General features: G+C 61.9%; 22 protein-coding genes. 3 read left to right on the top strand and 19 right to left on the bottom strand.

Annotated elements, in window-relative coordinates; all coding sequences use genetic code 11:
* Positions 1–54 precede the first annotated feature (54 nt).
* Positions 55–1,422 (top strand): DcaP family trimeric outer membrane transporter, encoded by a 1,368-nt coding sequence (locus tag LZ538_RS09110; RefSeq protein ID WP_249831710.1) that lies wholly within the window; start codon positions 55–57, stop codon positions 1,420–1,422.
* 14 nt (positions 1,423–1,436) lie between these two features.
* On the opposite strand, the gene LZ538_RS09105 is transcribed toward LZ538_RS09110, so the two are convergent.
* The 12 genes from LZ538_RS09105 to LZ538_RS09050 form a co-directional block, all read right to left on the bottom strand.
* Positions 1,437–2,021 carry a hypothetical protein gene (locus tag LZ538_RS09105; protein ID WP_249831709.1) on the bottom strand — a complete coding sequence of 195 codons (585 nt, stop codon included), beginning with the start codon at positions 2,019–2,021 and terminating at the stop codon, positions 1,437–1,439.
* A gap of 3 nt (positions 2,022–2,024) precedes the next feature.
* Positions 2,025–2,591, bottom strand: coding sequence for a F0F1 ATP synthase subunit B family protein (locus tag LZ538_RS09100; protein WP_249831708.1), 567 nt, complete (start codon positions 2,589–2,591; stop codon positions 2,025–2,027).
* Positions 2,591–3,367, bottom strand: coding sequence for a F0F1 ATP synthase subunit A (locus tag LZ538_RS09095; RefSeq protein ID WP_249831707.1), 777 nt, complete (start codon positions 3,365–3,367; stop codon positions 2,591–2,593). The genes LZ538_RS09100 and LZ538_RS09095 overlap by 1 nt, the downstream gene beginning before the upstream one ends.
* Before the next feature lie 123 nt (positions 3,368–3,490).
* On the bottom strand, positions 3,491–5,248 hold the full coding sequence (locus LZ538_RS09090; protein WP_249831706.1) for a SulP family inorganic anion transporter: 1,758 nt from the start codon (positions 5,246–5,248) through the stop codon (positions 3,491–3,493).
* Positions 5,249–5,270: 22 nt separating this feature from the next.
* Positions 5,271–6,044 carry a polyphosphate kinase 2 gene (gene ppk2, locus LZ538_RS09085; RefSeq protein ID WP_249831705.1) on the bottom strand — a complete coding sequence of 258 codons (774 nt, stop codon included), beginning with the start codon at positions 6,042–6,044 and terminating at the stop codon, positions 5,271–5,273.
* 276 nt (positions 6,045–6,320) lie between these two features.
* On the bottom strand, positions 6,321–8,054 hold the full coding sequence (locus LZ538_RS09080) for an N-acyl-D-amino-acid deacylase family protein (RefSeq protein WP_249831704.1): 1,734 nt from the start codon (positions 8,052–8,054) through the stop codon (positions 6,321–6,323).
* On the bottom strand, positions 8,051–9,148 hold the full coding sequence (locus LZ538_RS09075) for a YkvI family membrane protein (RefSeq protein WP_347402760.1): 1,098 nt from the start codon (positions 9,146–9,148) through the stop codon (positions 8,051–8,053). Before LZ538_RS09075 ends, LZ538_RS09080 begins: the two co-directional genes overlap by 4 nt.
* A 38-nt stretch (positions 9,149–9,186) precedes the next feature.
* On the bottom strand, positions 9,187–10,191 hold the full coding sequence (locus LZ538_RS09070; RefSeq protein WP_249831702.1) for an N-acetyltransferase DgcN family protein: 1,005 nt from the start codon (positions 10,189–10,191) through the stop codon (positions 9,187–9,189).
* A 74-nt stretch (positions 10,192–10,265) separates the two neighbouring features.
* Positions 10,266–12,500 (bottom strand): TonB-dependent receptor, encoded by a 2,235-nt coding sequence (locus tag LZ538_RS09065; protein WP_249831701.1) that lies wholly within the window; start codon positions 12,498–12,500, stop codon positions 10,266–10,268.
* Between the two features lie 84 nt (positions 12,501–12,584).
* Complete coding sequence (locus LZ538_RS09060; RefSeq protein ID WP_249831700.1) at positions 12,585–13,913, bottom strand: peptide MFS transporter; 1,329 nt, start codon at positions 13,911–13,913, stop codon at positions 12,585–12,587.
* Positions 13,910–14,917 (bottom strand): dipeptide epimerase, encoded by a 1,008-nt coding sequence (locus LZ538_RS09055; RefSeq protein WP_249831699.1) that lies wholly within the window; start codon positions 14,915–14,917, stop codon positions 13,910–13,912. The genes LZ538_RS09060 and LZ538_RS09055 overlap by 4 nt, the downstream gene beginning before the upstream one ends.
* On the bottom strand, positions 14,917–16,938 hold the full coding sequence (locus tag LZ538_RS09050; protein WP_249831698.1) for a serine hydrolase domain-containing protein: 2,022 nt from the start codon (positions 16,936–16,938) through the stop codon (positions 14,917–14,919). The genes LZ538_RS09055 and LZ538_RS09050 overlap by 1 nt, the downstream gene beginning before the upstream one ends.
* A gap of 198 nt (positions 16,939–17,136) precedes the next feature.
* Between LZ538_RS09050 and LZ538_RS09045 the strand changes: the two genes are divergently transcribed.
* The gene (locus tag LZ538_RS09045) at positions 17,137–17,751 is read left to right on the top strand and encodes a helix-turn-helix domain-containing protein (RefSeq protein ID WP_283937775.1); all 615 of its coding nucleotides are present in this window, start codon (positions 17,137–17,139) and stop codon (positions 17,749–17,751) included.
* 159 nt (positions 17,752–17,910) lie between these two features.
* Positions 17,911–19,242 carry a glycoside hydrolase family 43 protein gene (locus LZ538_RS09040; RefSeq protein ID WP_249831696.1) on the top strand — a complete coding sequence of 444 codons (1,332 nt, stop codon included), beginning with the start codon at positions 17,911–17,913 and terminating at the stop codon, positions 19,240–19,242.
* A gap of 41 nt (positions 19,243–19,283) precedes the next feature.
* Here the strand turns inward: LZ538_RS09040 and LZ538_RS09035 are convergent, their stop codons facing one another.
* The 7 genes from LZ538_RS09035 to LZ538_RS09005 are packed head-to-tail and all read right to left on the bottom strand — an operon-like array spanning position 19,284 to position 26,494.
* Positions 19,284–19,760 carry an A24 family peptidase gene (locus tag LZ538_RS09035; protein ID WP_249831695.1) on the bottom strand — a complete coding sequence of 159 codons (477 nt, stop codon included), beginning with the start codon at positions 19,758–19,760 and terminating at the stop codon, positions 19,284–19,286.
* On the bottom strand, positions 19,757–20,575 hold the full coding sequence (locus LZ538_RS09030; protein WP_249831694.1) for a tetratricopeptide repeat protein: 819 nt from the start codon (positions 20,573–20,575) through the stop codon (positions 19,757–19,759). The genes LZ538_RS09035 and LZ538_RS09030 overlap by 4 nt, the downstream gene beginning before the upstream one ends.
* Positions 20,572–21,981 carry a LytR C-terminal domain-containing protein gene (locus LZ538_RS09025; RefSeq protein ID WP_249831693.1) on the bottom strand — a complete coding sequence of 470 codons (1,410 nt, stop codon included), beginning with the start codon at positions 21,979–21,981 and terminating at the stop codon, positions 20,572–20,574. Before LZ538_RS09025 ends, LZ538_RS09030 begins: the two co-directional genes overlap by 4 nt.
* A gap of 1 nt (position 21,982) precedes the next feature.
* A complete protein-coding gene (locus LZ538_RS09020) occupies positions 21,983–22,957 on the bottom strand; it encodes a type II secretion system F family protein (protein ID WP_249831692.1) in 975 nt (324 codons plus the stop codon).
* Positions 22,958–22,960: 3 nt separating this feature from the next.
* Positions 22,961–23,965 (bottom strand): type II secretion system F family protein, encoded by a 1,005-nt coding sequence (locus LZ538_RS09015; RefSeq protein ID WP_249831691.1) that lies wholly within the window; start codon positions 23,963–23,965, stop codon positions 22,961–22,963.
* The gene (locus tag LZ538_RS09010; protein ID WP_249831690.1) at positions 23,962–25,353 is read right to left on the bottom strand and encodes a TadA family conjugal transfer-associated ATPase; all 1,392 of its coding nucleotides are present in this window, start codon (positions 25,351–25,353) and stop codon (positions 23,962–23,964) included. Before LZ538_RS09010 ends, LZ538_RS09015 begins: the two co-directional genes overlap by 4 nt.
* Before the next feature lies 1 nt (position 25,354).
* Positions 25,355–26,494, bottom strand: coding sequence for a CpaE/TadZ family protein (locus tag LZ538_RS09005; RefSeq protein WP_249831689.1), 1,140 nt, complete (start codon positions 26,492–26,494; stop codon positions 25,355–25,357).
* Positions 26,495–26,534 lie beyond the last annotated feature (40 nt).

Genomic DNA, 26,534 nt, shown 5'->3' with positions numbered 1-26,534 from the left:
GGTAGACCCCTCCTCATAATCGCCCCGTCCTAACCAAGCGGGACTGGGGGTCCGATGCGTAAGCTTCTTCTGGCTGCAACCGCTGCCTGCATCGCAACGCCGGCTCTGGCGGAGGAGGCGCAGCAGCCGCCACTCACCGACGCCGAGCGCACTCAGGCCGTGCAGGAACTCCAAGAGCTTAGGGCGCGCATCAATCGGCTGGAGACGCGCCTCGGGGTTTCCACGGAAGCTCCGCCAATCCAGTACACTCCCCCCGCCGAAAAGCGGATGAAGGATCATAATCTGGAGCTCTATGGATTCGTCCAGCTGGACGCGATCCAGGATTTCAAGCGCGTGAACCCGGACTGGGACGCGACGTTACGTCCCTCCCGCATTCCGACCCAGGAGGGGGAATTCGGGGGCGACGGCCAGTCCATCTTCAGCGTCCGCCAGTCGCGCCTCGGCGCCAAGGCCACGGGCGAAGTCGCAGGCAAGCCTTACGAGGCCAAGTTCGAGTTCGACCTTTACGGGACCGGCGTCGATGCCGGCCAGACCACGTTCCGCGTCCGCCACATCTACGGCAAATGGGGGCCATTCCTGGCCGGCCAGACAAACACCTTGTTCATGGACGGCGACATCTTCCCGAACGTCGTCGACTATTGGGGCCCGACCGGAATGGTGTTCGTGCGCAACCCGCAGCTGCGTTGGACCTTCGTCAATAATGGCGGCTTCGAGGCCGCGGTCGCCCTCGAACATCCGAGTGACGACATCGACCCCGGCCGGATCCGCCTGATCGATGAAAATGTCGCCGCCAACATCCAGTCCAATGAGGAACTGCCGGACCTGACCGCCGCCGTCCGTTATGGCGGCGATTGGGGCCATGTCCGCCTCGCCGGTATCCTTCGCAAGATCGGATTCGAAACCCGCGGAACCGACGGCAATGAGCCGGAGGGGCATGAGACGGGATGGGGCCTGAACGCGACCTCGGCAATCAAGCTGGGCATGGTCACTCCACGGCTGGGCGTCGTCTACGGGCGCGGCATCGCAACCTATATGAACGACGGCGGCATGGATCTGGCCCCTGCTGTAGAGATTCAACAGGGCCCGGATGGCATCCTGATCGTGCCGCGAGCGGTGGCTGTGAAGCTGCTTGGCATTTCCGCCTATGCCGATCTTCAGTGGTCAAAGCAGCTTAGCTCGGCAATCGGTTACAGCTTCACCAAGGTGGACAACACCAATTTCCAGGAACCGACGGCCTTCCACAAAGGCGAATATGCCTCGGCCAACCTCCTCTGGACGCCGCTGGACAACGTGCTCGTCGGCGCCGAGCTCCTGTGGGGCAAGCGCACGGATAATGACGGCGACACAGGCACGGACACGCGCCTGCAGACGACCTTCAAATGGTCGTTCTCAAGCAAGAATATCTGGGACTGGTTCGAGTAGTCGACTGCCGCCGTTCAGTGATGGCTACGCAGCGTCCGAGTGATCTTGTCGAGCGTCGCCGCTTCCATGCTCGAAACCCCGTCTCCCAACCCCAGCAGCCGCCCGAGACCGCCTGACGCTTCGGCTACTTCCTGGCATGCATGGACGATCGACAAGATGCGTTCCTCCCGCTCTGCCGGCGTGAGCACTGCGAAGGCCGCGTTCAGGACTTCGCCGGCGGTATCGAAGAATTCGTCGGAAGGCCGTACGTGGAGCCATTCTCCGAGCTTTACGTAGGCCGGCGATTCCGGATCGATTCCACGCTTCCGGGCCAACAGAAGTACGGTATCCCGCTCTTCCCTGGTCACTTTTCCCTCAGCCCATGCAACCTGCAGCAGCGGAGCTACGAAGAACGCAGACGCGCTGTCAGCGTCGATTCCTAAATCCCGCACTTTCTGAAGAAGATCGGGATCATCGACCCGCAATTTGTCGCGAAGCGCCAGGGCAATCTCATCGAGGTTGGCGCGATGGCGAAGCTTGTCGAGAAGCTTGGCGTCTTCCTGGCGGAAATAAGCTTCCTCCATCGCCTTCTCGCGGTCGCCGAAAATACGGTCCTGCATTGCCTACCTCGCTCTGGAAGCCGCTCGCTTTGACTTGCCTTTACCCAACATAGCTGGATCAGGCTGCCCTTGGCCACCAAGCATTTGGAGCTCGGCTGCAACGGCCCGTGCGGCTTCATCGCCGCCCACCTTAAGGCCGGTAAGCTGTTCGACCATCTGCTGGGCAGCGTCGGAGGCGACAGTCTCAAGTTCCGCCCGTGCGGCCTGGACGGATGTCCAGATTCTCTGCCTCGCCTTGTCGACCTTTGCGTCGACCTTATCGAGAGCCGCCTTGATCCTCGCTTCGTTTTCCAGGGCGATTTGCCGTCGCGCCTCCTGCGCGACCCTAGCAGCCTCGAGCCGCGCCTCGTCCATCCGCGCTCGCCACTCGGCCTCCGTCGTGTCCGCTGCGGCTCGGGCCGCCTTCGCCTTTTCGACGTCCTCCGCGATCTTCTGCTCGCGCACGGCGACAGTCGAACGGATTTGCGGGACCATTCGGCGGCCCACGACGAAGAAGATGATCCCGAATACAACCGCCAGCCAGAAGAGCTGGGACGCAAAGACCGTCGCGAGTTGGGTGATCTGGGGCATCAGTGCAGGTTGATCGCGTCGCTGAGGTAAAGGGTAGTCAGCAGGGCAAAGACGTAGGCCTGGATGACGCACATCAGAAGCTCGAGGGCCACCACGAACACGATGAAAAGGAAGCTCAGCCCACCAACGGCCCAGCCGACGCCGCCGCCATTGAGCCCGTTCACAATAAAGCTCCCGAAGACCTCCATCAGGATGTGACCGGCGATCATTGCGACGAAGAGCCGGAGGCCGAGGCTGAACGGCCGGACCATGAAGGAGATGAACTCGATCACGGCGATCAGCGGGATCATGGGCTTGGGCGTGCCGTGGGGGACGAATAGCGACAGGAAATGCAGGCCGTGCCGCCAAAATCCGACGATCACCACCATCGAGAAGCTAAGCACGGCGAGAACGCCGGTGAGGGAGAATTGGCTGGTGGTCGTGAACGGGTGAAATCCGGGGATGATGGCCAGCGGAAGAAGCCCGATCAGGTTCGAGACGAGGATAAAGGTGAACAAGGAGAAAATGTAGGGCACGAACTTGCGGCCCTCGGGCCCAATGTTCACCTGAACCATATTATCGATGAACCCGGTCAGCCCCTCGACGGCCATTTGCCATCGGCCCGGCACCAATTCCCGGCGCATCCCGATCGCCATGAAACCGACTACTATGACCAAAGCGACGAGCATCCATGCCGCGCTGGTCGTGAAACTGATGTCGTAAGGACCGATATGAAGAGGCGCGATCGGTTCGATCGCGAACTGATGCATGGGATCGATTTTGCCTTCCGCGGCCACCGAGTTCCTCCTCGACCAGTTCGGGCGGAGCAGCGCGCAAGGCTGCTTACGCTAGCTGAGGAATGTGCCGCCGGCAGATTCTCGGCCATCGGGGTTTTCCAGTATCTGAGGTTCCTAAGTGGGTCAGTCGCGCCTGGTCTTGAGATAATTGCCCACGGCTGACTCTTTCGTCGGGAAGAACCGGGCCTCGCCGAACTCTTTCAGAAGCCCAAAGCGTTTGAGCTTGTCCTTCACCGGATCCTTGAGCTCGGCAAAGCAAAGCTCGATGCCGTCGTCCTTCAAAAGCTTGTCCAGCTCGGTGAGAGAGTCGGCGGACGTGACGTCGACGCTGGTGATGGGCTCAGCGGCGACGACTATCCGTTTCACGGGCGATGAGGACGCCGCAATGGCGTCCAGAACCCGCTGGTTGAACAGTTCGGCATTGGCGAAGAACAGAGGGGCATCCCAGCGAAAGAGCAAAAGCCCCGGGACGGTAGCCGCCTCAGGATAGCGAGTGATGTCGTGATAGCCGTCAACACCATCCGGCTTGCCTAATACCGCCCAGTGCGGACGCCATCCGTCCCACAGGAATTCGATGACAGCGAGGACGATTGCGATGCCGATGCCGGTTATGGCTCCGAAGACGGCGACCCCCACGGTGCATACGATCGACAGCCAGAACTCCCAGTTCTGGATGCGATAAATACGGCCCAGGTCGGCGAACTCGAACAGGCCGATCGCCGCCGCGATGACCACCGCAGCCAAGGCAGCATAGGGCAGGTCCTTGAACAGATTCGGCGCAGCGACGATCACGAGCGCGACGATCAGCGCCCCAACGACGCCCGTGATCTGCGTCTTCGCTCCGGCCGCTTCGGCGACAGGTGTCCGCGATGAGCTGCTGCTGATCGGGAAACCCTGGAAGAAACCCGCCGCGAGGTTCGCGGCACCAAGGCCGACCATCTCCTGGTTTGGGTCGACACGAGTTCCTGTTCGCGCCGCAAAGGTTCGCGACAAGACACTCGTATCGGCAAAAGCGACGATGGCCACCGCGATCCCACCAGCCAAGACCGAAACCAAGTCGCTCGTCTGGAGCCAGGGCAGCGCGAACTTGGGTAGTCCCTGCGGGACGGGCCCAAGGACTTTCACCCCATAACGCTGCGACAGGTCGAACCACCCGGCCACCAACGTAGCCAATATGACCGCGACGAGGATCGCTCCCATGCGTTTATGGGCCTTAAGGAGGAGGATAAGCGCCAAAGTCGCCACGCCCAGGGCCGTCCCGGGCCAGTTCGCGGCGCCTTCAGCAACCGCCTTCCCGATTGCCCAGAGGTCGCGGACCGGGCCATTGCTCTCGATAGAGAAACCGAAGAGCTTGGGAAGCTGGCTGATGAGGACCGCGAGCGCGATCCCGTTCATGTAGCCGTACCGGATCGGCTTCGACAGCAGCTCGGTGATGAAGCCGAGTTTGGCGATGCCAGCAACGATGCACACGGCGCCCGCGACGATGGCCATTGCGCTTGCAATGGCCACCGCTCGCCCCGGATCACCCGACGATAACGGCAGGACGACTCCAAGGATGATCGGTGCCAGTGAGGAGTCCGGCCCGAGGACCAAAATGCGGCTGGGTCCGAAAAGCGCGTATACGATCAACGGAACTATCGTCGCATACAGCCCATAAATGGCTGGGACGCCCGACGCGACCGCATAAGCGATCCCCACTGGGACGAGCATCGTCGAAAGCACGATGCCGGCGACGATGTCATTGCGGAGCCAGGGAAGCTGGTATTCCCGCAGCATCCCGAAACCCGGGAGCCAATCAGCCAAGGGCCCGCGACGCGTCAGGCCGACGTTGGTGGGCGCCAAGGGCTTTTCCTGCCCGGCTTCGGCGACGCTTCCTGGCACTTTGCTACCTCGTCATGCCAGTTCAGTAGACTTCGCGCACCAACTTCACCTTCTGAGTTTTCAGCTTGTCGTCATAACGATGCTTGTTTGATCGCTTACCCAGGTGAACCTTGGGCCGCTTAACCTTCTTGTACGGGATTTGGGACAGGATGTGCTTGATCCCATTCAGCCGCGCCCGCTTCTTGTCATCGCTATTCACGACATACCAGAATGCGGGCGAGCGGCTGGTCGCTTCGAACATTGCATCGCGGGCTCGCGAGTAATCATACCAGCGCGAATAAGACTTCACGTCCATGGGGCTGAGCTTCCACTGCCGCAGTGGATCCTCGACCCGCTGGCGGAAGCGGCGATCCTGCTCGTCCTTCCCCACCTCAAGCCACAGCTTGATAAGAATTATACCGGATTCAACGAGCCAGTTCTCGAACTTTGGAACGTTCTGAAGGAATTTCTCGACGTCCTTCTCCGGGGTATAGCCCATCACTCGCTCGACGCCCGCGCGATTGTACCAGCTGCGATCGAAGATCACGATCTCGCCGGCAGCAGGGAAATGTTCAATGTAGCGCTGCAAGTAGAGTTTGGTGCGCTCGCGCTCGTTTGGCGCCGTTAACGCGACGACCCGGAACGTGCGTGGGCTCACTCTCTCGGTCATTCGCTTGATCAGCCCGCCCTTCCCCGCGGTATCGCGGCCTTCGAGCACAATGACGATCCGAGCGCCTGTTTCGCGCACCCAATCCTGCAGGTAACATAGCTCTGTCTGCAGTTTCAGAAGCTTCTTCTCATAGGCCTTGCCGGACATTTTCTCAGAGCGCGTAGCGATCGGGCGCCTTTGCCGAGGTGCCGCTCTGGGTTTGGCAGTGCGCGCTTTCGGCTTCGGTGCCAGTGCCTTAGCCTTCGTCGCTCGCGTTAGGGGCTTTGACGTCCGCGTCTTGGCTTCGGCTGCCTGGAATGGCTCTCGCGTGACTACGTTCATAGATCGCCTCCATGAACGGCAGTCGGTCCAATCACGCGGGCGTGAAATCGGGTGTTGACCTGATTTCGGGGATTAACAGCCCAAGGTGGCGTTTGCCCCCTGCTAACCGCGCTCTCCTTTGCGGCATGCGCCGCCACCGGGCCAGCCAGTCCATCCCGGTCCTTTCACGAAACGGCCCGGCGTCGCGCCGGTCGGCTCTCCGTCCTTCAGCACCTGCGTGCCGTTGACGAACACGTCCTTCACACCCGTCGCATACTGCATCGGCTTCTCGAAAGTCGCGTGATCCGCAATCTTCCCTGGGTCGAACAGGACTACGTCCGCAGCCATCCCTGCCTGCAAATGCCCGCGGTCGCGCAAACCGAGGTTCCCCGCGGGAAGGGAACTAAGCCTCCGCACCGCATCCGCCAATGAGGTCGTCTTCTCGTCACGGACGTACTTGCCTAGCAGTCGTGCGAAGTTCCCGTAGGCGCGTGGATGCGTGCTCGACTTCAGGAAGACGCCCTCCGGCGCAGCAGCCTCGGCATCGGAGCCGAAGCTCATCCACGGCAGCGCCGTCTGCCTGCGGACATTGTCCTCCTTCATCAGGAAGTAGAGTGCTCCAGTGCGCCCTTCATCGGCCATCACGATGTCGATGACAGCCTGCTCGGGGCTCACGCCGCGAATTTTGGCGGCCTCCGCCACGGTTTTCCCGATCAAAGGCTTGAGCGAGGGCTCGGTGATATTCGCAAGCAAGACTCCCTCGGGCCCGGCGTGCAGGTAGAGATTCTCCCAATCCTTTCCGGGCTGGAGCATCTCGCGCTTCACTCGAGCGACAATTTCAGGGTCGCGAAGCCGCGCGAGCATGGCTTCGTTTCCGCCGTCCTGCACCCAGGGCGGCATCGACGCTGCGAGGCCCGTCCCACCGGCGGTATAAGTGTACATGTCTGCCGTGATGCGAAGTCCGCTCGCCCGCGCTGCTTCCACCTTGGCGATCGCCTGGTCGAGCTTGTCCCAATTCGCCCTGCCGGCCTGCTTCAGATGATAGATTTCTGCTGGAGCGCCCGAGCGCCGCGAGATCTCGATGAGCTCGTCAATGCTCTCGAGCAGGCGATCGCCTTCGGACCGCATGTGGCTGATGTACATCCCACCACACGCCGCTGCTTCGCTCGTCAGCGCCACCAGCTCGTCGGTCTCTGCGAAGCTGGCAGGTGGGTAGATGAGCGATGTCCCGACCCCTAACGCGCCCTCTTCCATGGCTTTGTGCACGAGGGCCCGCATGCGCTGAAGCTGCTCCGCGTTTGGATCGACGTCCCGCTCGCCAAGCTCGTGCTGCCGGACGGTCGTCGCGCCCACGAAGGATGCGACGTTCAGCGCGATGCCTTTCTTCTCCAGATAGCCCAGATATTCTCCGAGAGTCGTCCACTCGATCGGATATTTGATGTCCCCTTGCCGCTGGACGCTGAGCTTCTTCATCTCGTCATTTAGGGGGCCCATCGACCAACCCTCGCCCATCACTTCCAGCGTGACCCCTTGCCGCAGGTCGCTCTGTCCGCGTGGATCGACGATCAAGGACTCGGTGGCCCAGCTCAGCATGTTGATGAAGCCGGGCGCGACAGCCAGCCCGCTTGCATCGACATATTTGGCGGCGGCTCCCGGAGCCTTGGGTCCGACATAGGCAATTCGATCGCCTTTGATGGCGACGTCCCCAGCGTACGGCGCCCCGCCGCTCCCGTCGTAGATCGTGCCGCCCCTCACCACGACATCATATTCCGCTGCAGCGGCGGCCGATCCGCCCGTGGCTGCGACAGTGAGGAGGCAAGCTCCGGCCGCCAGGCGCAATTTTGCGAAAACGCTCATTCCGACTCCCCCACAGATGATGATGACGATGATGTCGCTTCTCGGCGACGAAGCTGCCACACTCCGATGGTGAGCAGTGGCACCACGTAGACCGCAAGCAAGATGTAGGCGAGCGCGCGGTATCCGTTCGCGATCAGCGCAACGAGCCCGAAGCGACTGGCGACGAACATGCAGCCGACGAGAAGCACCAGCGCGATTGCCAGCCGCGCGCGATGCGACAGAGCGTGCCCGCGCCGTGCCTTCCAGGCATGATCGATGCGCTCATTGATCGCGTGGACCGAGCTCGTCCCGCTTTCGAGCAAAGCGGAAAATATCATGGCCTGGAACAGCAAATGGAATGCAGGAATGCCGATCCGTCCGAGCAGATAGTCGGACGGCAAGGTCGCACTCTGAACATCCGGATAGAAAGCGACCATCGGGACGAAGAACAGCAGCGCGGGGAGCATGGTCAGCGGCCCGGAAATGACACCGGCAATCACAGCGTCGCGATCGCTAGTCAGATGACGCAGGACCGGCAGGATCACGACAGCGCCGACAATATTGTATCCGAAGTACGTTAGGCCCGAGAGCGCCCAACCGGATGATTGGGGGAAAGCTTCGAAGCCGCCCGGAACACGATCGCCGAACTTCCACAGCGCCAGCACGATGAATAGTGCATACACCCCGTACAGATAATATGAGACGTCACGGAAAAGGCGTTCGACAGCCTTGTTTCCAAACGCGACAACCGCAGCGATCCCGGCCATCAGCGCGACGGTGCCGGCCCATTCCGGTGCCCCGAAGACCGCGTTGCCGATGGCTCCGGCCGCGGCGCCGTAAACGGCGAGAATGAGGACGACGAACAGCAGATAGGCGAATTCGAAAAGGCGCCAGGCCGGCCCGAGCAGGCGCTTGAAGAAGCTTTTGTAGTCGAATGTCTGGAAACGCCGCGCGAGCACGAAAGTCAGAGCGCAAATGGCGCTGAACAGGAGGCTGGCAAACAGGATTGCATACAGCCCGCCCCACGGGCCGTTAGACAGGAAGAACTCCGCAAGCTCGCGGCCCGTTGCGTAACCGCCGCCGATTACGACGGCTTTGACACCTAAGCCCGGCAAGAGCAGCCGTTTGAACCAGCTCTCGCGCGATCCGGCCATCAGGCGGACAGGCAGCTGTCGATCAAACGGTCGAGCGCGGGACCGCCGCGCATCGGGTCGGCGACAGCGATCCCGAGACGCGCCTCCTCAGCGGCGACCAGAGCATTGGCCTCCGCCTCACTCAGTGAGCTCGTATTCAGGCAGACACCGCCGCAGCGGATCGCGGGATTGGTCCTCCTGCCAAGCAACAAGTTCACTGCGATCGTCTCATCAATCGAGGGCAAGCGGAATTCCTCATGGCCAAGGATGCGCTCGCGCCCGGCTTCATGGCAAACGACGATCACGTCGGGCTGACTGCCATGGAGCAGGGCGAGGGATACGGCGGCGTAGGACGGGTGCAGCAGCGATCCCTGTCCTTCGATGACGTCCCAATGATCCTCGGCTGCATCAGGCGTCAGCATCTCGGCTGCGCCTGCCGCGAAATCGGACACCACCGAATCCATCGGAATGCCTGCCCCAGCAATGATGATCCCGGTTTGCCCGGTCGCTCGAAAGTCCGCGCTGATTCCGCGCTCCCGCAACGCTCGCGAGATCACGAGCGCGGAATATTTCTTCCCCAACGCGCAGTCGGTTCCGACCGTCAGCAAACGCTTTCCGCTACGTTTGCGGCCGCTTGCGATTGGAATATCCGGCGGTGGCGTGCGAACATCGATCAGCTGCCGCCCCAGCTGCTCGGCACGGTAAACGAGCGCCGAAATGTCCGTCAGCCGTGCATGCATTCCACTGATGATGTCGAGGCCTGCTTCGAGAGCCTCTTCAAGCGCTGGAATCCAGCTCTCGGCAATGAAACCGCCCGAATTGGCGACGCCGACGACCAGCGCGCGCGCACCATCGGTCCACGCCTGCGCAGGTGTGAGTTGAGGCAAGCCGGTCGTGACCGTCGCGCCGGGGAGTACGAACTCCCCGACACAACGGTCCCTTGCCCAATCGCGAAGACCGAAAGCAGTCTTCGCATAGCCCGGCTCGGTCGTATCGCCGAGGAACAGGAGATAGGGCGAAGGCAAGACAGACGGCTCGCCTTCTTTCGACCGCCTATCTCGTGACGTCTCCTCTGTACCGAGACCCAGCATCTCGGCCACTAGAACTCGGCGTCGAGCGCTAGTCCGACGGTTCTCGGCTGCACCGGAGCAACGCTGATATAAGCGGGTCCATTGGCGAGGTTTCTCACGACTCCGCGGGTAATCGGTCCGCCATCGTCCGTGAGGTTCCTGACATAAGCCCGAACCTTGAAGCGATCGTAGAAGGTTACCGCGCCAAAGAGGTCGAGCGCAGTGTAGGAGGAAATGTTCAACTTGTTGGCAGGGTCGCCTGGCTCGCCGGTGAAGGAAGGGCCGACATCGGAAACGCGCTTGCCGGTATGCCGGACACCCGCACCAATCTCCGCGAGATGACCCCCGATGCGGAAATTATAATCCGCCGTAAGCGAGCCGCTGAATTTGGGAACGTCGGCCAGCCGATCTCCCTTTAAGCCGCCGATCTCAGGCGCATCGTCGGTCAATTCGGCGTCTGTGAAAGCGGCATTTGCACCAAAGCTGAGCCCACTCACCGGTCTCCAAAGTACGGCAGCCTCGATGCCGTTGCTCCGTGCACCGTTGCCGTTGGCAAGGCCGCTGGTTCCCCCGAAGGCCTTGTTAACCTGGATGTCTTTCCAGTTCATGTGGAACAGAGCGACATCGAGGTTGACGGTACGATCGGCAAGGCTCGTCTTCGCGCCCAGTTCGTAGTTCGTGATCGTATCGGGGTCGAAGCTTGGCGGAACTCCCGGTAGCGCCACGTTCGGCCCGCCCGGACGATATCCAGTGGCAACTCGTGCGTAGAACATCGTGTCGTCGTTCAGGTGGAACTGTGGACTGATGCTATACGTGACGATGCTTTCATCTGAAGTGCCGGCTTCGTCCACATCTGGAATGATGTCCGACGTGATGAGCTGCTTGAATGTCTGTTCATTGTGAGCCCAACGCAGGCCGCCGGTTAGCCAGAATTGATCGGTGACGCGGAAGGTCGCGTTACCGAAGAGCGCATGCTCCTTATAGGTCGAGGGAAGGCCCGCGACGTAAAGCGGATCCAATCCCGGAAGCGGGTTCAAGTCAGAATCGAAGCTGCGAAGGGTTTGATCGTTTCCGGCATCCTCATCGGTGAAGAAATAGCCGAGCAGCCATTCGAAGCGCTCGCCGGACGGGGATGTCAGCCTGATTTCCTCGGTGATCTTCTCCAGCGTAAGGACGTTCTGGAACGGCGTTACCGGAATGCCCAAAAGGACGCCGACAAGGCGGGTTCCATCCTGCACTTCCGTCCGCTTGGTGTCGGTGTAGGTGGTCGTCGACGAAAGCGCGGCAAAGCCGAAATCATATTCGGCTGTTCCGGCCAAATTTAGAAACTTCGACTTGAAGCTCTCGGGGACAAAGTTGAAGTTGGAATGACCGTTGCCGATTGGATTGCCGTCCACATCCTCGACGATGATGGCGCTGCTGTCAGAATGGATCTTCTGATGCATCGCGGACAAGCGAATGTGGAAGTTGTCGGTCGGCTGCCACAACAGGCTTCCGCGATAGCCCGTTTGGTCGACGCTGTTCTGGTCCTTCTCGCCCGTCTGCACGTTGTCGATCCAACCGGGCGTCCTGCGATGCGCAAAGCTTGCAGTGACCGCAAGGCGATCCATAACGATCGGCGCGTTGAGGAAGCCCTGGAATGCATATCCCAGATCGCCAGCGTTGTTGATCGTGAAGCCTTCGACTCCCACCTGGCCCCGGAATTCATCGAGGTCAGGCGCACGGGTGACATATTTGATCAATCCGCCCAGGGTGCTGGCACCGTACAGGGTGCCCTGCGGCCCCCGCAGAACTTCGATGCGGTTTAGGTCGTACGGCAGGAGGTCGACAGTGAAACCACCACTTTCGGTATACGCGGTGCTCGCTCCGACCGGACCGTCATCGACATACGTGCCAACGGTCGCGTTGCCGCCAAGAGGAGGAATTCCGCGCAAGGTGAGAATTGCCTGCCCAGGCGCACCTTGCGTGCTGACTTGGAAGCCGGGAATGTAGCCGGCGATCTCCGTCAGTTGCGTCGCGCCACTTTTGACCAGCTGCTCGCCTTTTACAACGCTGATCGAGATGGGGATGTCCTGCTGCTTCTCCTCGCGCTTCTGCGCGGTGATCACGATCGCGTTTTGGTCCACATCCGTTGCGCTCTGGTCTTCTTGCGGCGGCGGCTGCTGCTGCTCCTGCTGAGCGATCGCCGGACTGGCGAAGCCAAAGGCCAGCGTTGCAGCGGTCGCGAACAGGATCGTGCGCGATGAAAGTGCAATATTCGTCATTACTTCTCCCCTTTGATCGATGACCGGCCCGCCCTTCCCTCGGGCCGGATGAGGCGCGCGCAGGCGCCGAAATTTGTTTGGAGCTCAGACATTTTGAGGCCTCGCGATCCCTTCCGGGACGTCGGTCAGGTCCTCTGGGTCAGGCTGCGGCGCGGCGCGCGCCAGGACGTTTTTCGTCGGCCGGTCCAGGCAGTAGAGCAGGACCGCTGCGACGCTCGCGATGCCGGCGAGCAGTATGAAGAACTGGATGTGGCCGACGCGGCTCCACAGGCGCCCGACCTGGCCTGCGGCGAGGCTGCCCGCGAAGATCGCAAGGTACCAGGCCGCCACGGTGCTGGCGCCAAGCTTAGGAGGCGCAAGGCGCGCGAAAATGCCGAGGCCGTTCGGCAGGATGTACAGCTCGCCGAGCGTAAACAGCACGAAATAGGACAACAGCCACAGCCAGTGCGCCCGACCGCCTCCGCTCACCGCTTCAGCAGCTGCAACGAGAAGATAGGACGCCGCGACGATCAGCGCGCCCGTTGCCATTTTCTGCATGACCGAGAGCTCGCGGCCTCGCTCAGCCTGGCTCTTCCACATGGCGAGAAGCGGAGGCGTCATCACCATCACGAGCAAGGGATTCAGCGAGAAGAACATCGACGCGCCAATCTCGACGCCGCCGATCACGCGATTGACGTCGTCGCGCATCCATAGCGCGAAGGTGTTGCCGATCTGCTCGTATGCGCCGCGGAAGATAGTCACGGCAATGCCGATGCCGAGCAGGAGGAGAAACGTGTCGCGTCCACGATGCGAGCCGGGAACCGCTGGAGCCGCCGGCTCGGTCGCGCTCTGGTCGCCAGGCAAGTATCGCTGTCCGTAGAGATAGATCAGCAATCCGCTGAGCATGCCCACTCCGGCGGCACCGAAGCCGTAATGCCAGCCGTATGTTTCGCCGAGATATCCGCAGACCAGGGGCGCCAGGAAGGCGCCGACGTTCACGCCGACATAATAGACGTTGTAGGCCCACGGACGCCGGGGATCGCCTGCCTTGTAGAGATCGTTGATCTGGCTCGGCAGCGTCGGAAGGAACAGGCCGTTGCCCAGGGCAATGGTCGCAAGTGCGAAGTAGAAGGCCGACTCAAAGGCCATCATGAAATGGCCTGCCGCCATGACGGCAGCGCCGATGATGACCGCACGGCGCTTGCCGAGCCAACGGTCGGCGATCGTCCCGCCGATGATCGGAGTGAAATAAGCGAAGGCGGTATAGAAGCCGTAGATGCTGGAGGCTTTTTCCTGCCCGAACAACATCATCGTCGTCATGTAATAGACGAGCAGCGCCCGCATTCCGAAGTAGGAGAATTGCTCCCACATGTTCGTGAGGAACAGGATCGTCAGTCCGCGCGGCTGACCGAACCAGTTCGACGGCTGGCTCACGCGGCAGCCACCGCCGCCGAAGTGCCCCAGACCTCGTCGGGACAGAAGATCGTCCCGTCCTTATACACCACGCCCGGTACGCGATCTTCCTTCAGGAAGGTTGGCCCGTCGAGATCGACGAAATCGCACAGCTGCCCAAGGATGAAAGCCGGCGCCATCGCGTAGCTGGTCCCGACCATGTTTCCGACCATGACGCCGAGACCCAGTCTCCGCCCCTCGGCGGCCATGAGAAGCGCCTCCGTCAGGCCGCCGCACTTGTCGAGCTTGATGTTCACGACATCGAACCGACCGACGAGGCCGGGCACGTCACTCAGACCAAGCACGCTCTCGTCGGCGGCGATCGGAATCTCGCTCTTGAAACCGTCCAGGTCGGCCTCATTGCCGCGCGGCAGCGGCTGCTCGATCAGCGAGACCTTCTGCTGAACCATTGCGTGGACCAGCGCCGGCAAATCGTTGATGCCGAACCCCTGGTTCGCATCGACGCCGATCCAGACGTCGGGTCGGGCGGTCCGGACCGCACGCACGCGCTCGATGTCCAGCTGGAGACTGCCCGTGAGCTTTATCTTGATCGCGCGTGCTTGAACGTACTTCCGCGCGCCCTCAGCCATGACTTCGGGCTCATCGGCTCCGAGGGTGAACGTCGTCACCAGCGGCCGCGGAGCGTCAATTCCAGCCAGGCGGTGTGCCGGAACGCCGAGGCGGCTCGCCTCCAGCTCCCACAGCGCGCAGTCGACGGCGTTGCGGGCGCCGCCGGGAGGCAGCATCTGCCGGAGCGCCTCCCGGCTCCCGCACGCTTCGATTGCAGCGCGGTTCGATTCCAGCTGGGCGACGATCTGCGGCGATCCGTCGCCGAGATAATAGACGCCGGCCGCCTCCCCCCGGCCCCGATGCTGGCCGTCGTCCAACTCGACGACGACCACATCGGATTCTTCGAAAACGTAGCCGGAGATGCGGAAGGGCGCAGCGAGACGATGCGTCTCGACGCGATAGTCGAGCTTCAGCATCAGTAGTTCGTCGCGAACGCTACGAGCTTGTAGATGACGCCAACGTAAAGGACCGTCAGCGCCGACACGACGAGGAGAAGGCTCCACAGCTTGGCCTTCCACGTCGCCTTCCACCCGCCTGCGCGTTTCCAGACGGTCGACGCGTACCAGAGCATCGCGATTGCACCGCCGATGAAGCAGACGATGGCGAGCAATTGCAGGACTATGACGACCGGCAGGAACGCCTTGCTGAGAAGGTTGAGGTCGCTGAACATCATCGAGATCGCGACCGCCCAGGCGACCAGCGTACCGAGGATCGCAACGGCGCCGATCCTGCTCGCCCGGTAAGCCTTGAGCTCACGGCCCTCGAGGCCCAGCGTTCCGCCGTAGCGCTTCCGAACGATCGCCCGCACTGGCCAGAACACGATCGTCAGAAGCAGGACCGCAAGGCTGAGATAAAGGAGCGGCAGGAGCCAGGACGAATTCTGGTACCAGGGCGTCCGGTCCCACACGATGATCGGAGCTACGCTGCCGAGGCTGAAGCGAACGGCCCGGCCGTCCACGACCTTGGCGCCGAGCATCTCATGGCTGTCGGCGTCTTTCCACAACATCGGGCCGACGGCGACCCATTTGCGCGGCTGGCCATTGAGCCCGTTGAAGAGCGCATCCGAAACCACCGGCGTGCCGTCCTCGCCAACACCGACCCTTGTCTGGCTGATCAGGTCGGTGATGCCGACGAAGCTCGAGAACGACCGGCGGGAGGTCGACCAGGTGCCGGCCAGCTTCTCTGCGTTAGCGCGAGCCTCTTTCGCGTCGAGCTTGTGCGTCGCGTCAGCCGGAGCCGGGAAATAGCGGTCGGCAAATTCTTCCAACAGCGTGTTCCGCAAGGCATGGGCAGCGCCTTCCTTGCCTACGCTGTTGAACGACACGAAGAGGCCAACGCCGTCGTTGAGGAACAAGTGAAGGTCGCTGTGGAACGCAACCGTATCGCCCCCGTGCGAGTCCACGCGATGCCCGTTGATGTCCGTCTGGTAGAAACCGAGGGACATCTTCTGGAGGCCCGGGATCGGGTCGTTCGCCGTCGTATGCATCAGCGCCTTCGTCTCGGGCTTCAGCAGCGGACTCGGATTAGCAAGGTGGGCGATCATGAAGCGGCCCATGTCGTCGCCGCTCGCGGCCAGGCTGCCCGCGGGTGCCACACCCACGAATTCGTAACCGTACGGCTTGTCCTCACCGGGCTGATAGCCTTCAGCCATGTAAGGCTTGAGATTTGCCGGAAGCGGCTGCCGGAAAGTGGCAAGCTTCATGCCGGCCGGAGCAAAGACGTGCCGCTCGATATAAGTCTCGAATGGCTCGCCGGAAACGCGGCTGACGATGTAGCCGGCCAGCGCGGTCGCCCAGTTGGAGTAAGCCGGCGTTGTGCCCGGATCGTAGACCCGCTTGGGCACCCAACGCTTCAGGATCTGGTCGTACGGGACGTATTTCTTCTGATCGAGTGCGATCAGGTCCATCACCTGCTCTTCGAACCCCGACGTGTGCGTCATGATGTTGCGGAGCGTGATCGGCTTGCCGTTGCGCGGCGGAATCTTGAAATCGAGGTACGTGTTGACGTCTGCGTCAAGGTTGAGCTTGCCCTGCTCGACCTGCTGCATGACCGCCGTCCAGGTGAACAGCTTGGAAGTGGACCCAGGCCTGAAGAGAGTCGTGTGCGGATCGACTGGCTTACGCTTCGCGACGTCCGCGAAACCGTAGCCACGGCTGGTCAGGATCTGGCCGTCCTTGACGACCACTACGACCGCACCCGGAATGTCATTCTTGCCGATCGAGATGGGCATGTAGCCATCGAGCCAGGCGTTGACGTTGTCCGCGGTGAGCGGCTGCGCCGCCTCGCCTGTAATCGGCGCCACCGGAGCGGCACCCGAAGCCGGCGCGGCTATCGGAGCCGGGCTCGGCCCAAGCGTCGGTTGAACGCTTTGGGCATAAGCGCCAGACAGAAGCGCCACCCCAAGAATCGCCGCAAGGAGTGCAGCCGGTTTACGCATTTCCCTCTCCCCTTTGAGACGATTTGCTCATTGGAGCCAAATCGCCTTATCATGCTAATCTGTGTCGGATGAGGCCCTTATGATCCTGATCGGAAAAAAGTCAAATTCATTACGGGAGCGCGTGCAGTGACCGACCGACCCACGCTCGGCCGCATTCTTAAGGAACTGAGAAGTCACAGGAATTGGACGCTGCGCGAGATGAGCGAGCGCAGCGGCATTCCGGTGTCGACTCTCTCGAAGGTCGAAAATGACCGACTCACGCTGACCTACGACAAGCTCGCTCAGCTCAGTCAGAAACTGCATATTCCGATCTCGGAATTGTTTGCTGAAACCGAATCGCCGGAAGCAGTCACTGCGCGCCGGAGCATTGGACGAGTCGACGACGCGGTTCGCGTGACGACCCCGAACTACGATTATTATTACCTCTGCACTGAGCTGCGCCGGAAACGCATGATTCCGGTCCTGACGCGGATCCGGGCCAAGTCCCTCGACGAGTTCGGGGACCTCGTGTCGCACTCAGGCGAAGAATATATCCACGTTCTCGAAGGGGAGATCGTCGTCCACACCGAATTCTACGATCCGGTGACACTGAAGGCCGGTGAGGCAATCTACATCGATTCGATGATGGGTCATGCCTATGTCGCCGCCGAAGAGTGCGACGAAGCGCTAGTGCTTGGCGTCTGCTCAAGCCCGGACGAGGCGCTGATGAATTCGCTCATGCATATCCATGAGCCGGCGAACGGCGAGACGCCGCGCCTAGGAGCTGAAGAGTTGGGGATGAGGGTTCGAACGCTCCGCCGTCCCGCAGCCTAAATACCCCGGCACACTCCCTGGAGGGCGTCGTCAAAATCTTGAAATAGCCGGGAAAAGGGTTTCCACTCAGCGAGGCTCGACCTATCCCGCAGCCTCATGCTTCGGTCTCACTCACGAAGTTACGATGTCGACGCTGCGGACGAAGGCGAGGGCATCCGCATGACAGTCGGCTCGGGCGACCAATCGAAATCCTATGTGACACCGGGACGAGAGGCTGAGCATTATTATGAGCTGTTTCGGCAACTCCATCAGGATTTCGGGACGCGACTGCCGCACTTCTATGCGCCGCCGGCCGAATTCCCCAGCACTCCCACGCATTGGCAGCCGCTGCTTACCGAGAATGTCTCCCCTCAGATTCTTGCCGGCTATGGCGATCCCGCAGTCCTGAAGACCGACGATGGCTATGTGCTGCTGGCGACGTCTAACGACGCTCCCGACGCCTTCCCCATCCTTCATTCCACGGACCTGATCCATTGGGAGCACCGGGGCTTTGTATTCCCAAGGGGTGAGGAACCCGAATGGACGGCCAAGGGTCGCAATGTCGCGGACTTCTGGGCGCCCGAGATGACCTGCGTCGGCGATGAATATTGGGTCGCCTACACCGCTCGGCAGAAATCGAACGCGCTTGCGATCGGGCTCGCGCGGGGACCTTCGCCGTTCGGGCCGTTCACGGACAACGGCAAGCCGCTGGTTCGCGGCAAGGAAATCAACACCACGGGAGTTCCGCATGGTGCGCTCAGTGGGGGCGTGATCGACTCTCACATCTTCACTGACGCGGACGGCAGTCGCTATTTGTTCTGGAAAGACGACAGCAACGGTATCTGGCCGAGGCCGCTGGCGATGATGTTGCGCGAGCAGCCGCAGCTCATCGAGCGCTTGTACGAAGGGGAAGAAAACCGACGCAGCGCCGCTTTTGCCGCAGCCATCGTCCCTTGGGCAAACACGCGGCGACCCATGGAACGCTTCTTCCTCATGCAGGGTATAATCGAAGCTTCGCTGGAGAACTGGCAGCGTCTGAAAGGTGCGCTTGTCGAATATGGCCTCGCCGACGCCATTCTGGAGGCGATGACGACACCTGTACGAGCGCAGCGGATCGCGCAGGACGGTCGATCGCTCGTCGGCAAGGACAGGGTTGTGCTGACCAACGATCTGGACTGGGAAGGGCATCTGATCGAGGGACCGTTCTGCACGAGGCAGAACGGTAAATATTGGCTGTTCTACGCCGGGAATGACTTCGGAACGCCCGCCTACGGGATTGGTGTAGCCGTAGCTGACCACGTTCTTGGTCCCTATCAAAAGCAGGGCGCGCCGCTTCTCAAATCTACCCAGGACTGGACCGCGCCCGGTCATGCCTCCGTAGCGCAAGGGCTCGACGGGGATCCGCAACTCTTCTTCCATGCCTTCCACCCAGGCAGTGGCGGATACAATGCGTTCCGGGCATTGCTGACTACGCGGCTCCGCTTTTCGGACGACGGTGTGGAGCTGGTCTGATTGGCGATAGAACGCGCTTCCGGAGCGAGCAGGCTCAGGCCTTAAAGTAAGCCCCTCTGGACGGCGAAAGTAAGACCGGCGCCGGCCGCGATCGCGAGACCATAAGGAACACCGCCCTTCGCAGCGCGCTTGATCGGCTTGCCCCTAATCACACGAGCGACGATGAAGCCGAGAGCGAGCAATCCTCCTGCGAGAAAGACCGTGGTCACCAGCCACACGCCGCCCTTCAAGTTCACCCATGCTCCGAGTGCGGCCAGAAGCTTTACGTCGCCGCCGCCCATTTGACCCGTGGCGAACACTAAAGTCCCAACGATGAGCAGCGCCGCGAACACGGCGGCATTTTGCCAAAGCGAAACGGAGAACCCCGAAGCGAACATCGCTACGATCGCCAGGATTAGGACCCCGGCACAGGTGAAGTTCGAAATACGAAGGCGCAGCGTATCCTCGACCGCAGCGGCGATGATCAGAGCGGCGAGGATGATGAGAAGCCACAGGGGGGCCGACGCAACTAGGTTCATCGGCTGGCTGTCATTCCCTCGAGATTATTCGCGGCACGCACATACCACTGCTCGCTGGCCTCCAGTGCCTGCGTAAAGGCTGCGACAGCCCGCTTCTGGTCGCCCATGATCGATGCTGCCACTCCGGCGTCGTTCAGCCGCGCTGCCCAGTCGGAATCAGTCTCGTTCCGCCGGCGCTGGGGAAGTTCGCTTGCGAGAGCGGCCCGAGCCAGCTCGAGATTGTTCGCAACACGCATGTTGCTACCGCCCATGGTTGCCGCGGCTCGCTCAAAATCTTGGACCGCATCGCTCCAATTGCCACGGAGCAGCTGCGACCAGCCCCTGTTGTTTGCGATCTCAGCGCGATCGGGCGACAGGGAGAGCGCGTGCCGATAAGCATCGTCCGCCGCTGCAAAGTCCCGTTGCCGGTCTGCAATGACCCCACGCGCATTCCACGCGCGCCAGCTCGCATTGGGCGCTTCTATGGCCTTCGAAATCAATGGAAGGGCTTTTTGCTCATCGCCAAGGCGCAGCGCGGCTATGCCAGCGCGCTCGAAAATAGGACCTCGCGTCTCGCCGGAAGCGATCAGCTGTTCATAGCCGGCGAGCGCCTGCGCGTCCTTGCCCGACGCGAACGCCAGATCCGCGGTAAGCCGATCGATCGCCGCGCCTTTCTGCCCGCTCGCGACGGCTTGCAGGATCATAAGCCTGGCTTGTTCGAGCCTCCCTGCTTCCAGGGCGCGAGAGGCCTCCTCCAGCCGGCTTGGCGGCGCTTGAACTGCGGGAGTAGAAGGCTCGGCGACCGCTGCCGCGATCGCCACCAGGGCGGCGATCATGCCTTCGATCGACCGCTCGACCCAACAGCGGCGTCCCGCCCGATCAGCACGACCAGCTCTTTCGCTTCATTGCTGACCGCGCTGCGGAACCCGAATTGCGCTGCGAGACTGCGGCCCAGCGCCCTACGATTTGCCGGATAAAGAACCAGACTGCTTTCACGCACGCCGGGCGCGTCGCCGATCTGAATCTTCCGCCAACCGCGATCCAAAAGGACTTGCCGTGTCCGGGCAGCGATGCCTTCGCGCCGCGCAGCATTGAGCACGCGAATGTTCGCAACACCGGGAGCCTGCTGAAGCGGAACGAAACGCACGGTAACGCTCTGGCGGCTCTGCGCCACAACCTGCGGCCTCCAGATCGGCCCGCCCCTCGTGACCAGCGCCACCTCGCCCGGCGACAATCTTTCCAGTCGCGGCTCCGCGCGTGCTGCTTCCAAAAGCGCCCTCACCCGTGCCGTGATCGAAGGCTGCGGCGCCTGCGCAACGCGAAGGGGCTCGGCGCTGGTCGCAACCGGCTTCGCGACGGCCGTCGGTTCCTGATCCCTTGCCACTTTGATCGTCACTGAGTCCGCCGAGAGCGCATGTGCCCTGGCAGTGGGCGAAGCGCTGGACATCGAGACCGGCGACGGTTCGAACGTCCAGGTGGTCACGCTAACCGGCTCGGCTTTGGACAGCGCCTGAGCTATTGGTTTCGGAGCCGCAGGCGTGGCCTGCTTGACCGCCACGACCACCGGCGGAGCAGCTGGCTTTGCCGGTATGGGAGGAGCGGCCTGGGCCACCCTCGCGACAACCTGTGGCGGAGTTGCCGTGGCCAGTTGCGACATTGAAGGAGCGACCTGTGCGACCCTCGCGATCGGCGGCGAAGCCGCTGCGCTGGCCGGCTGCCGAGCCGATGGGATCGCCTTCGCCAGCTTTGGAGGCGGCGGAGGTGAAAGAACCGCGCTGGCCTGAGCTGCGCTGGCCGTGAGCGCCGCGACGCTTGCCGCCTCGGCTTCGTTCGCCTCGGCCCGCAATTCCTGTGCTTGTGCGCGCAGGCCCTGCCGCTCGAGAGATGCCGCAAATGTGTTCAGGAGCACCGGATTGTTCGGCGCTATCGCGAGCGCCTCCTCATACTTGCTCCGAGCAACGTCATAGCGGCCCATGCGCTCATAGCATTCGGCAATTCCCGCAATGGCCTCGATATTGTCCGGCTGTTCGCGCTGGGCCTTCCGAAAGGCCTCCAGCGCGATTCCGACGCTCCCGAGCGCGAGCAGGTTCCGGCCCTCGATGACCATCGGATTGCCGCTCTTGGTGGCCTTGGTGAACGGGTCCGCGATGGCGCGGACGTTCAGTTGGCCATTGTCCGCCACGCATGCCGTCAGCAGCGACAGCGCGCTCGAACACAGGATTAGCTTACCCCCCCTATGCACCTCAGCCTCCTTGCAGTGCCGGCAGAATCGCTCGAACGACGCGAATCGCGGCGGGCAGCATGAGCACCCCGATCATGCACGGCAGCATGCACGCGACGAGCGGAATCGAGATGAGCACCGGAAGCCGGTGCGCTTTCTCTTCCGCCCGCATGCGGCGCTTCTCGCGCATCTCCGCCGCGTAAATCCGCAACGTCTGTGCAATCGATGACCCAAGTTTCGTCGATTGGATGAGCAGGGTCGCAAAGGCGCGGATTTCGTCCGCCCCTGCCCTGTCCGCCATCCGCCGCAAAGCATCCTCGTGGCTTCGACCGGCCCGAAGCTCCAGGACCACGGCGCCGAACTGCTCGGCAAGCCGCGGGTGCGACGTCGTCATTTCCATGCCCACGCGCGCAAAGGCGGCTTCCAGTCCCAGCCCCGCCTCTACGCAAACTAGGAGCAGGTCGAGCGCATCGGGAAAGGCATTGATGATTTCGCGCCGCCGGCGATCTGCGCGCGCCCGCACGAACAGATTGGGGATATAAAGTCCCAGCGCCGCCGCGATCATCAACGTCAGGTACAGCCTGAACATGGTCGGGCTGGCCCCTGTCGCCCAATAAAAGAGCAGCAGCGTTACCGGCAGGACAATCACCAAGACGAGGCGCACGAGCGTGTATACGCGCGGCGCGTAATCCGCTGTGAAACCCGCCGCGACGAGCATCTGCCTAAGCGAGGCATCCTTCGTGTCCACGAGGCTGAGCCCGTGCTTCTCGACCGAGTTGACGAGCTTCAACCAGGCGCTCTGAACGCGGTCCGTGCGCAATGAGCCCAGAGTGGCGGTTCCGCTCGTCCCCGAACCGGTCTCAAGGAGCCTGCGGCGCGCATGCTGCTGATCGCCCACGGCAGCCGTGACAAAGTACGCGACGACCGCCACTGCTGCGAACAGCAGCAGAAGGAGCAGCATCCTCAGCGTCGTGTTTTCCGTTAGCAATTCGAGCATCGCCTAGACCTTTAAATCCACCATTTTGCGGATCGTGAAGAACCCAATGAAATACAATATGATCAGCATCCCGAAGCCGGGAATGAACCAGGGATCGTCTGCGACATCGAGGAAGAAGTGCGAGTTCATCAAGAACAGGCCGACAAAGGTGAGCACGGGCAGTACCGTGAGCATGATACCGGTCATGCGTCCTTCGCTTGAAAGCGCCCGAACCTTGAGCATCATCGAATGTCGTTCTCGAATAACTCTCGAAAGATTCTCCAGAATTTCGGCGAGATTTCCACCGGTCTCATTTTGGACCGACAGGCAAACGACGAACATTCGCATATCGTCCAGGTCCCAACGCTCGGCCATGTTCTGCAAGGCATCCCGCAACTCGGCGCCGTAGGTCACTTCGTCGACAGCCAGTCCAAATTGCGAACCGATCGGATCGGGCATCTCAACGGTCAGAAGATCGAGCGCCGCTGCGATCGGGTGACCCGCTCTCAGCCCGCGGACGAAGACATCCAGCGCCACCGGGAACTGCTCTTCCATCTTCTTGCGAGTGCGCGTCGCCTTGAAGTTGAAGAACATCAGCGGAAGCATCGCTCCCAGAAGCAGCGCGAAAGTCGCGCTGATCAGGATACGGCCCGAGCTGATGCCAATGCCCCACCACGTCGCCATCAACAGCAGCATGACGAAGAAAATCGCGACCGGCGCAATCAGAATAGTCAGCATTATCCGTCCGGTCGGCGCGGTCACCTGCGCCTGCATCAGCATGCGTTCGAACTTGTGCGCATATCGATCCATGAGCGGGGGCAATCCCTGCGGCACGGACGAATTCTGTCTGCGCAGCAAGTTCATCGTCTCGCCGGTTGTCCTGCCCATGCCGATCATTTGCAGGCGAAGGTTGACCGCTTTACCGCCGGCGCGGTTGCTGAGGTACCAACGCAACAGCGCTTCGGCTGCAAGAGCGACTGCTCCGAAGGTGCATGCGAGCACCAGCGCGCGGATCCAGATCGGGCTCATCCGTCGAACTTCGCGTCAGGGCGGAACAGATCCGCGGAAAGGGTAATGCCGTGCGCCATGACCTGGTCGAGGAACCGCGGGCGGATGCCGGTGGCCTCGAACCGCCCCTGCACGACGCCGTCCTGGCTCACGCCCGTCTGACGATAGCGGAAGATCTCCTGCATCGTGATTACGTCGCCCTCCATTCCGGTCAACTCGGAGATGCTGATGAGCTTGCGGCGGCCATCGGCGAGACGCGCTACTTGAACGACGACATTGATCGCGGAAGCGATTTGAGCGCGCGCCGAGCGCGCAGGGATCTCGATCCCGCTCATGCCGATCATCTGCTCTACGCGAGACAATGCGTCGCGGGTCGTATTCGCGTGGATCGTGGTCATCGAGCCGTCGTGACCGGTGTTCATGGCCTGGAGCATATCGAAGGCCTCGCCGGCGCGTACCTCGCCCACGATGATACGGTCGGGACGCATGCGAAGCGCGTTCTTGACGAGATCTCGCTGTGGGACCTCGCCTTTCCCTTCGATGTTTGGCGGGCGTGTCTCCAGACGAACGACGTGATCTTGCTGCAGCTGGAGTTCGGCGGAATCCTCGATCGTTACGATACGCTCACGTCCGTCGATGAAAGCGGACATGGCATTGAGCAAAGTCGTTTTACCGGATCCGGTGCCCCCTGAAATCAGGACGTTCCTGCGTGATCCGACGATCGCCTTCAGCACTTCAGCAACCTGGATGGGGACGCTGCCGATCTCGATCAGGCGCTCGAGGCTGATCGGGATCCGCGCGAACTTACGAATGGACAGTAGCGATCCGTCGATCGACAGCGGCGGGACCACTGCGTTGACGCGACTTCCATCGGCAAGGCGCGCATCCACCATCGGTGAGGATTCGTCGATCCTGCGACCGACCGCCGACACGATCTTCTGGATGATGCGCAAGAGATGCTTCTCGTCCTTGAAGCGGACAGCGCTCATCTCCAGCACGCCGTAGCGCTCCACGAACACGCGGTCGTATCCGTTTACGAGGATGTCGGTGATCGTCGGGTCCTTGAGCAGCGGCTCGAGCGGTCCGAGGCCGAGAAGCTCGTGCAGCACATCGCCGACGAGTTGCTTGCGCTCGGCGTGGTTCAGCGCGTGGTTCTGCTTCGCCAGCTCCTCGGCGACGATATCGCCGACTTCGGCTTCGATCTGCTCGCGCGACATCTGCTCGAGCGCCTGAAGATTGATCAGCTCCAGCAGGCGCTGGTGGAGCTCGACCTTGAGGTCGGTGTGCTTGTCGCGCTTGCTGAACGCGCCCGCATCCCCGAGCGTGACTAGGCGATGCTCTTCGCGCTCCCGTTCGCGTTCGGCGGCATCCTCTGCTGGCGTCGGCGCGGGTTTACGTATCTGCCACATCTTATCGCTCCAGGCCCAATGCGGCAGCTACGCCGGCGTCCAAGGTGTCGAGGTCCTTTGCAAGCGCGGTCTTGCGCTTGATCTCATCGATAGCCACGCCGCGGTCGATCGCGGCGCGCATCAAGGTGAAATCGTTGCTGATCGTGTAGGCGATGTCGCGGCCGAGCGCCTCGCGAACGTCGGACGGACGGACGCTGCGGGCCATTGCCTTGTCGTATCGGTTGATGACGACGCGTACCTCGACATTGTCCAGTTCCTGAGACTTCAGCAGGTTGAGCTGGCGCTTGGCTTGGTTGACCCCCGCGACTGTGAGCTCGGTTACCAGGAGGACGAGGTCGGACCGCGCGACGAGCGATAATGACCAGTTGGTCCAGTTCGAAGGAAGGTCGACGAAGACCGTGCCGAACTCGCGCGTCGCGAAGTCGACGATCTGCAGGATGTGATCGGCCGACAGTCCTTCCAGCGGCATCATGTCGCTCGGCGCTGCGATCACCTTCAGCCCGCTCGCATGCTCCGTGGTCGTCGCTCGCAACAGGTCGCCATCAAGGCGCTTACCGGCTTCGAGCAGGTCGACAAGGGTAAGGCGCGGCTGCAAGCCCAGCTGGAACGCGATGTCGCCAAACTGGACATCCAGGTCGATGAGGCAGGCTTCGCGGCCGCGCTTCTTTTCGTTCGCCGCGAAACGGACAGCCAGCTGCGTCATCAACGCCGTGGCGCCCACGCCGCCAACACTTTTTATCACGCTCACGAGCTTGGCATTCCTCGCAACGGCGGCGCGTTCGCGCTTCCCCAGCTCAGTCCGTATCGGACCCAGGGACGTCTCGAGTTCGTCCATTGAGAGCGGGAGCGGCACTACGTCATGCGCACCGGCGCGAACTAACGACCGGACGAGAGCAAGCGGCGGTTCGTACGCAGCCGCGATCAGCGGTGTCGTCACCGCGTCGGCAAGCTCTTGGAAGCGTTTCATCGAGGCCGGCGTGTCGAGGTCGACCTGCACGACCGCGGCCGCAGCATCCAAAACGTCGTTCGGATCGATCCAGTCCGACGCAGGTACGATGTTTAGGCTCAGTGGGAACCCCGCGACGCGCGCGTCCACGAGCGACGCCGCATCGCCTTCGACGCCGCTCAGAAACAGCTGCACTGCGGGCTCCTTCTTGCTCGCCTTCCAGCTGCGCGCGGTT

The sequence above is a fragment of the Sphingomonas hankyongi genome, assembly GCF_023516575.1.
GTDB lineage: Bacteria > Pseudomonadota > Alphaproteobacteria > Sphingomonadales > Sphingomonadaceae > Sphingomicrobium > Sphingomicrobium hankyongi.
Note: the sequence above shows the minus strand (reverse complement) of the source record. Positions and strands in the feature narration are given on the sequence as shown.

Coding starts and splice junctions, on each gene's coding strand:
- LZ538_RS09110 (WP_249831710.1), top strand. CDS start 55: ATGCGTAAGCTTCTTCTGGCTGCAACCGCTGCCTGCATCGCAACGCCG.
- LZ538_RS09105 (WP_249831709.1), bottom strand. CDS start 2,021: ATGCAGGACCGTATTTTCGGCGACCGCGAGAAGGCGATGGAGGAAGCT.
- LZ538_RS09100 (WP_249831708.1), bottom strand. CDS start 2,591: ATGCCCCAGATCACCCAACTCGCGACGGTCTTTGCGTCCCAGCTCTTC.
- ppk2 (WP_249831705.1), bottom strand. CDS start 6,044: ATGTCCGGCAAGGCCTATGAGAAGAAGCTTCTGAAACTGCAGACAGAG.
- LZ538_RS09080 (WP_249831704.1), bottom strand. CDS start 8,054: ATGAGCGTTTTCGCAAAATTGCGCCTGGCGGCCGGAGCTTGCCTCCTC.
- LZ538_RS09065 (WP_249831701.1), bottom strand. CDS start 12,500: ATGACGAATATTGCACTTTCATCGCGCACGATCCTGTTCGCGACCGCT.
- LZ538_RS09055 (WP_249831699.1), bottom strand. CDS start 14,917: ATGCTGAAGCTCGACTATCGCGTCGAGACGCATCGTCTCGCTGCGCCC.
- LZ538_RS09050 (WP_249831698.1), bottom strand. CDS start 16,938: ATGCGTAAACCGGCTGCACTCCTTGCGGCGATTCTTGGGGTGGCGCTT.
- LZ538_RS09045 (WP_283937775.1), top strand. CDS start 17,137: ATGAGCGAGCGCAGCGGCATTCCGGTGTCGACTCTCTCGAAGGTCGAA.
- LZ538_RS09040 (WP_249831696.1), top strand. CDS start 17,911: ATGACAGTCGGCTCGGGCGACCAATCGAAATCCTATGTGACACCGGGA.
- LZ538_RS09035 (WP_249831695.1), bottom strand. CDS start 19,760: ATGAACCTAGTTGCGTCGGCCCCCCTGTGGCTTCTCATCATCCTCGCC.
- LZ538_RS09030 (WP_249831694.1), bottom strand. CDS start 20,575: ATGATCGCCGCCCTGGTGGCGATCGCGGCAGCGGTCGCCGAGCCTTCT.
- LZ538_RS09020 (WP_249831692.1), bottom strand. CDS start 22,957: ATGCTCGAATTGCTAACGGAAAACACGACGCTGAGGATGCTGCTCCTT.
- LZ538_RS09015 (WP_249831691.1), bottom strand. CDS start 23,965: ATGAGCCCGATCTGGATCCGCGCGCTGGTGCTCGCATGCACCTTCGGA.
- LZ538_RS09010 (WP_249831690.1), bottom strand. CDS start 25,353: ATGTGGCAGATACGTAAACCCGCGCCGACGCCAGCAGAGGATGCCGCC.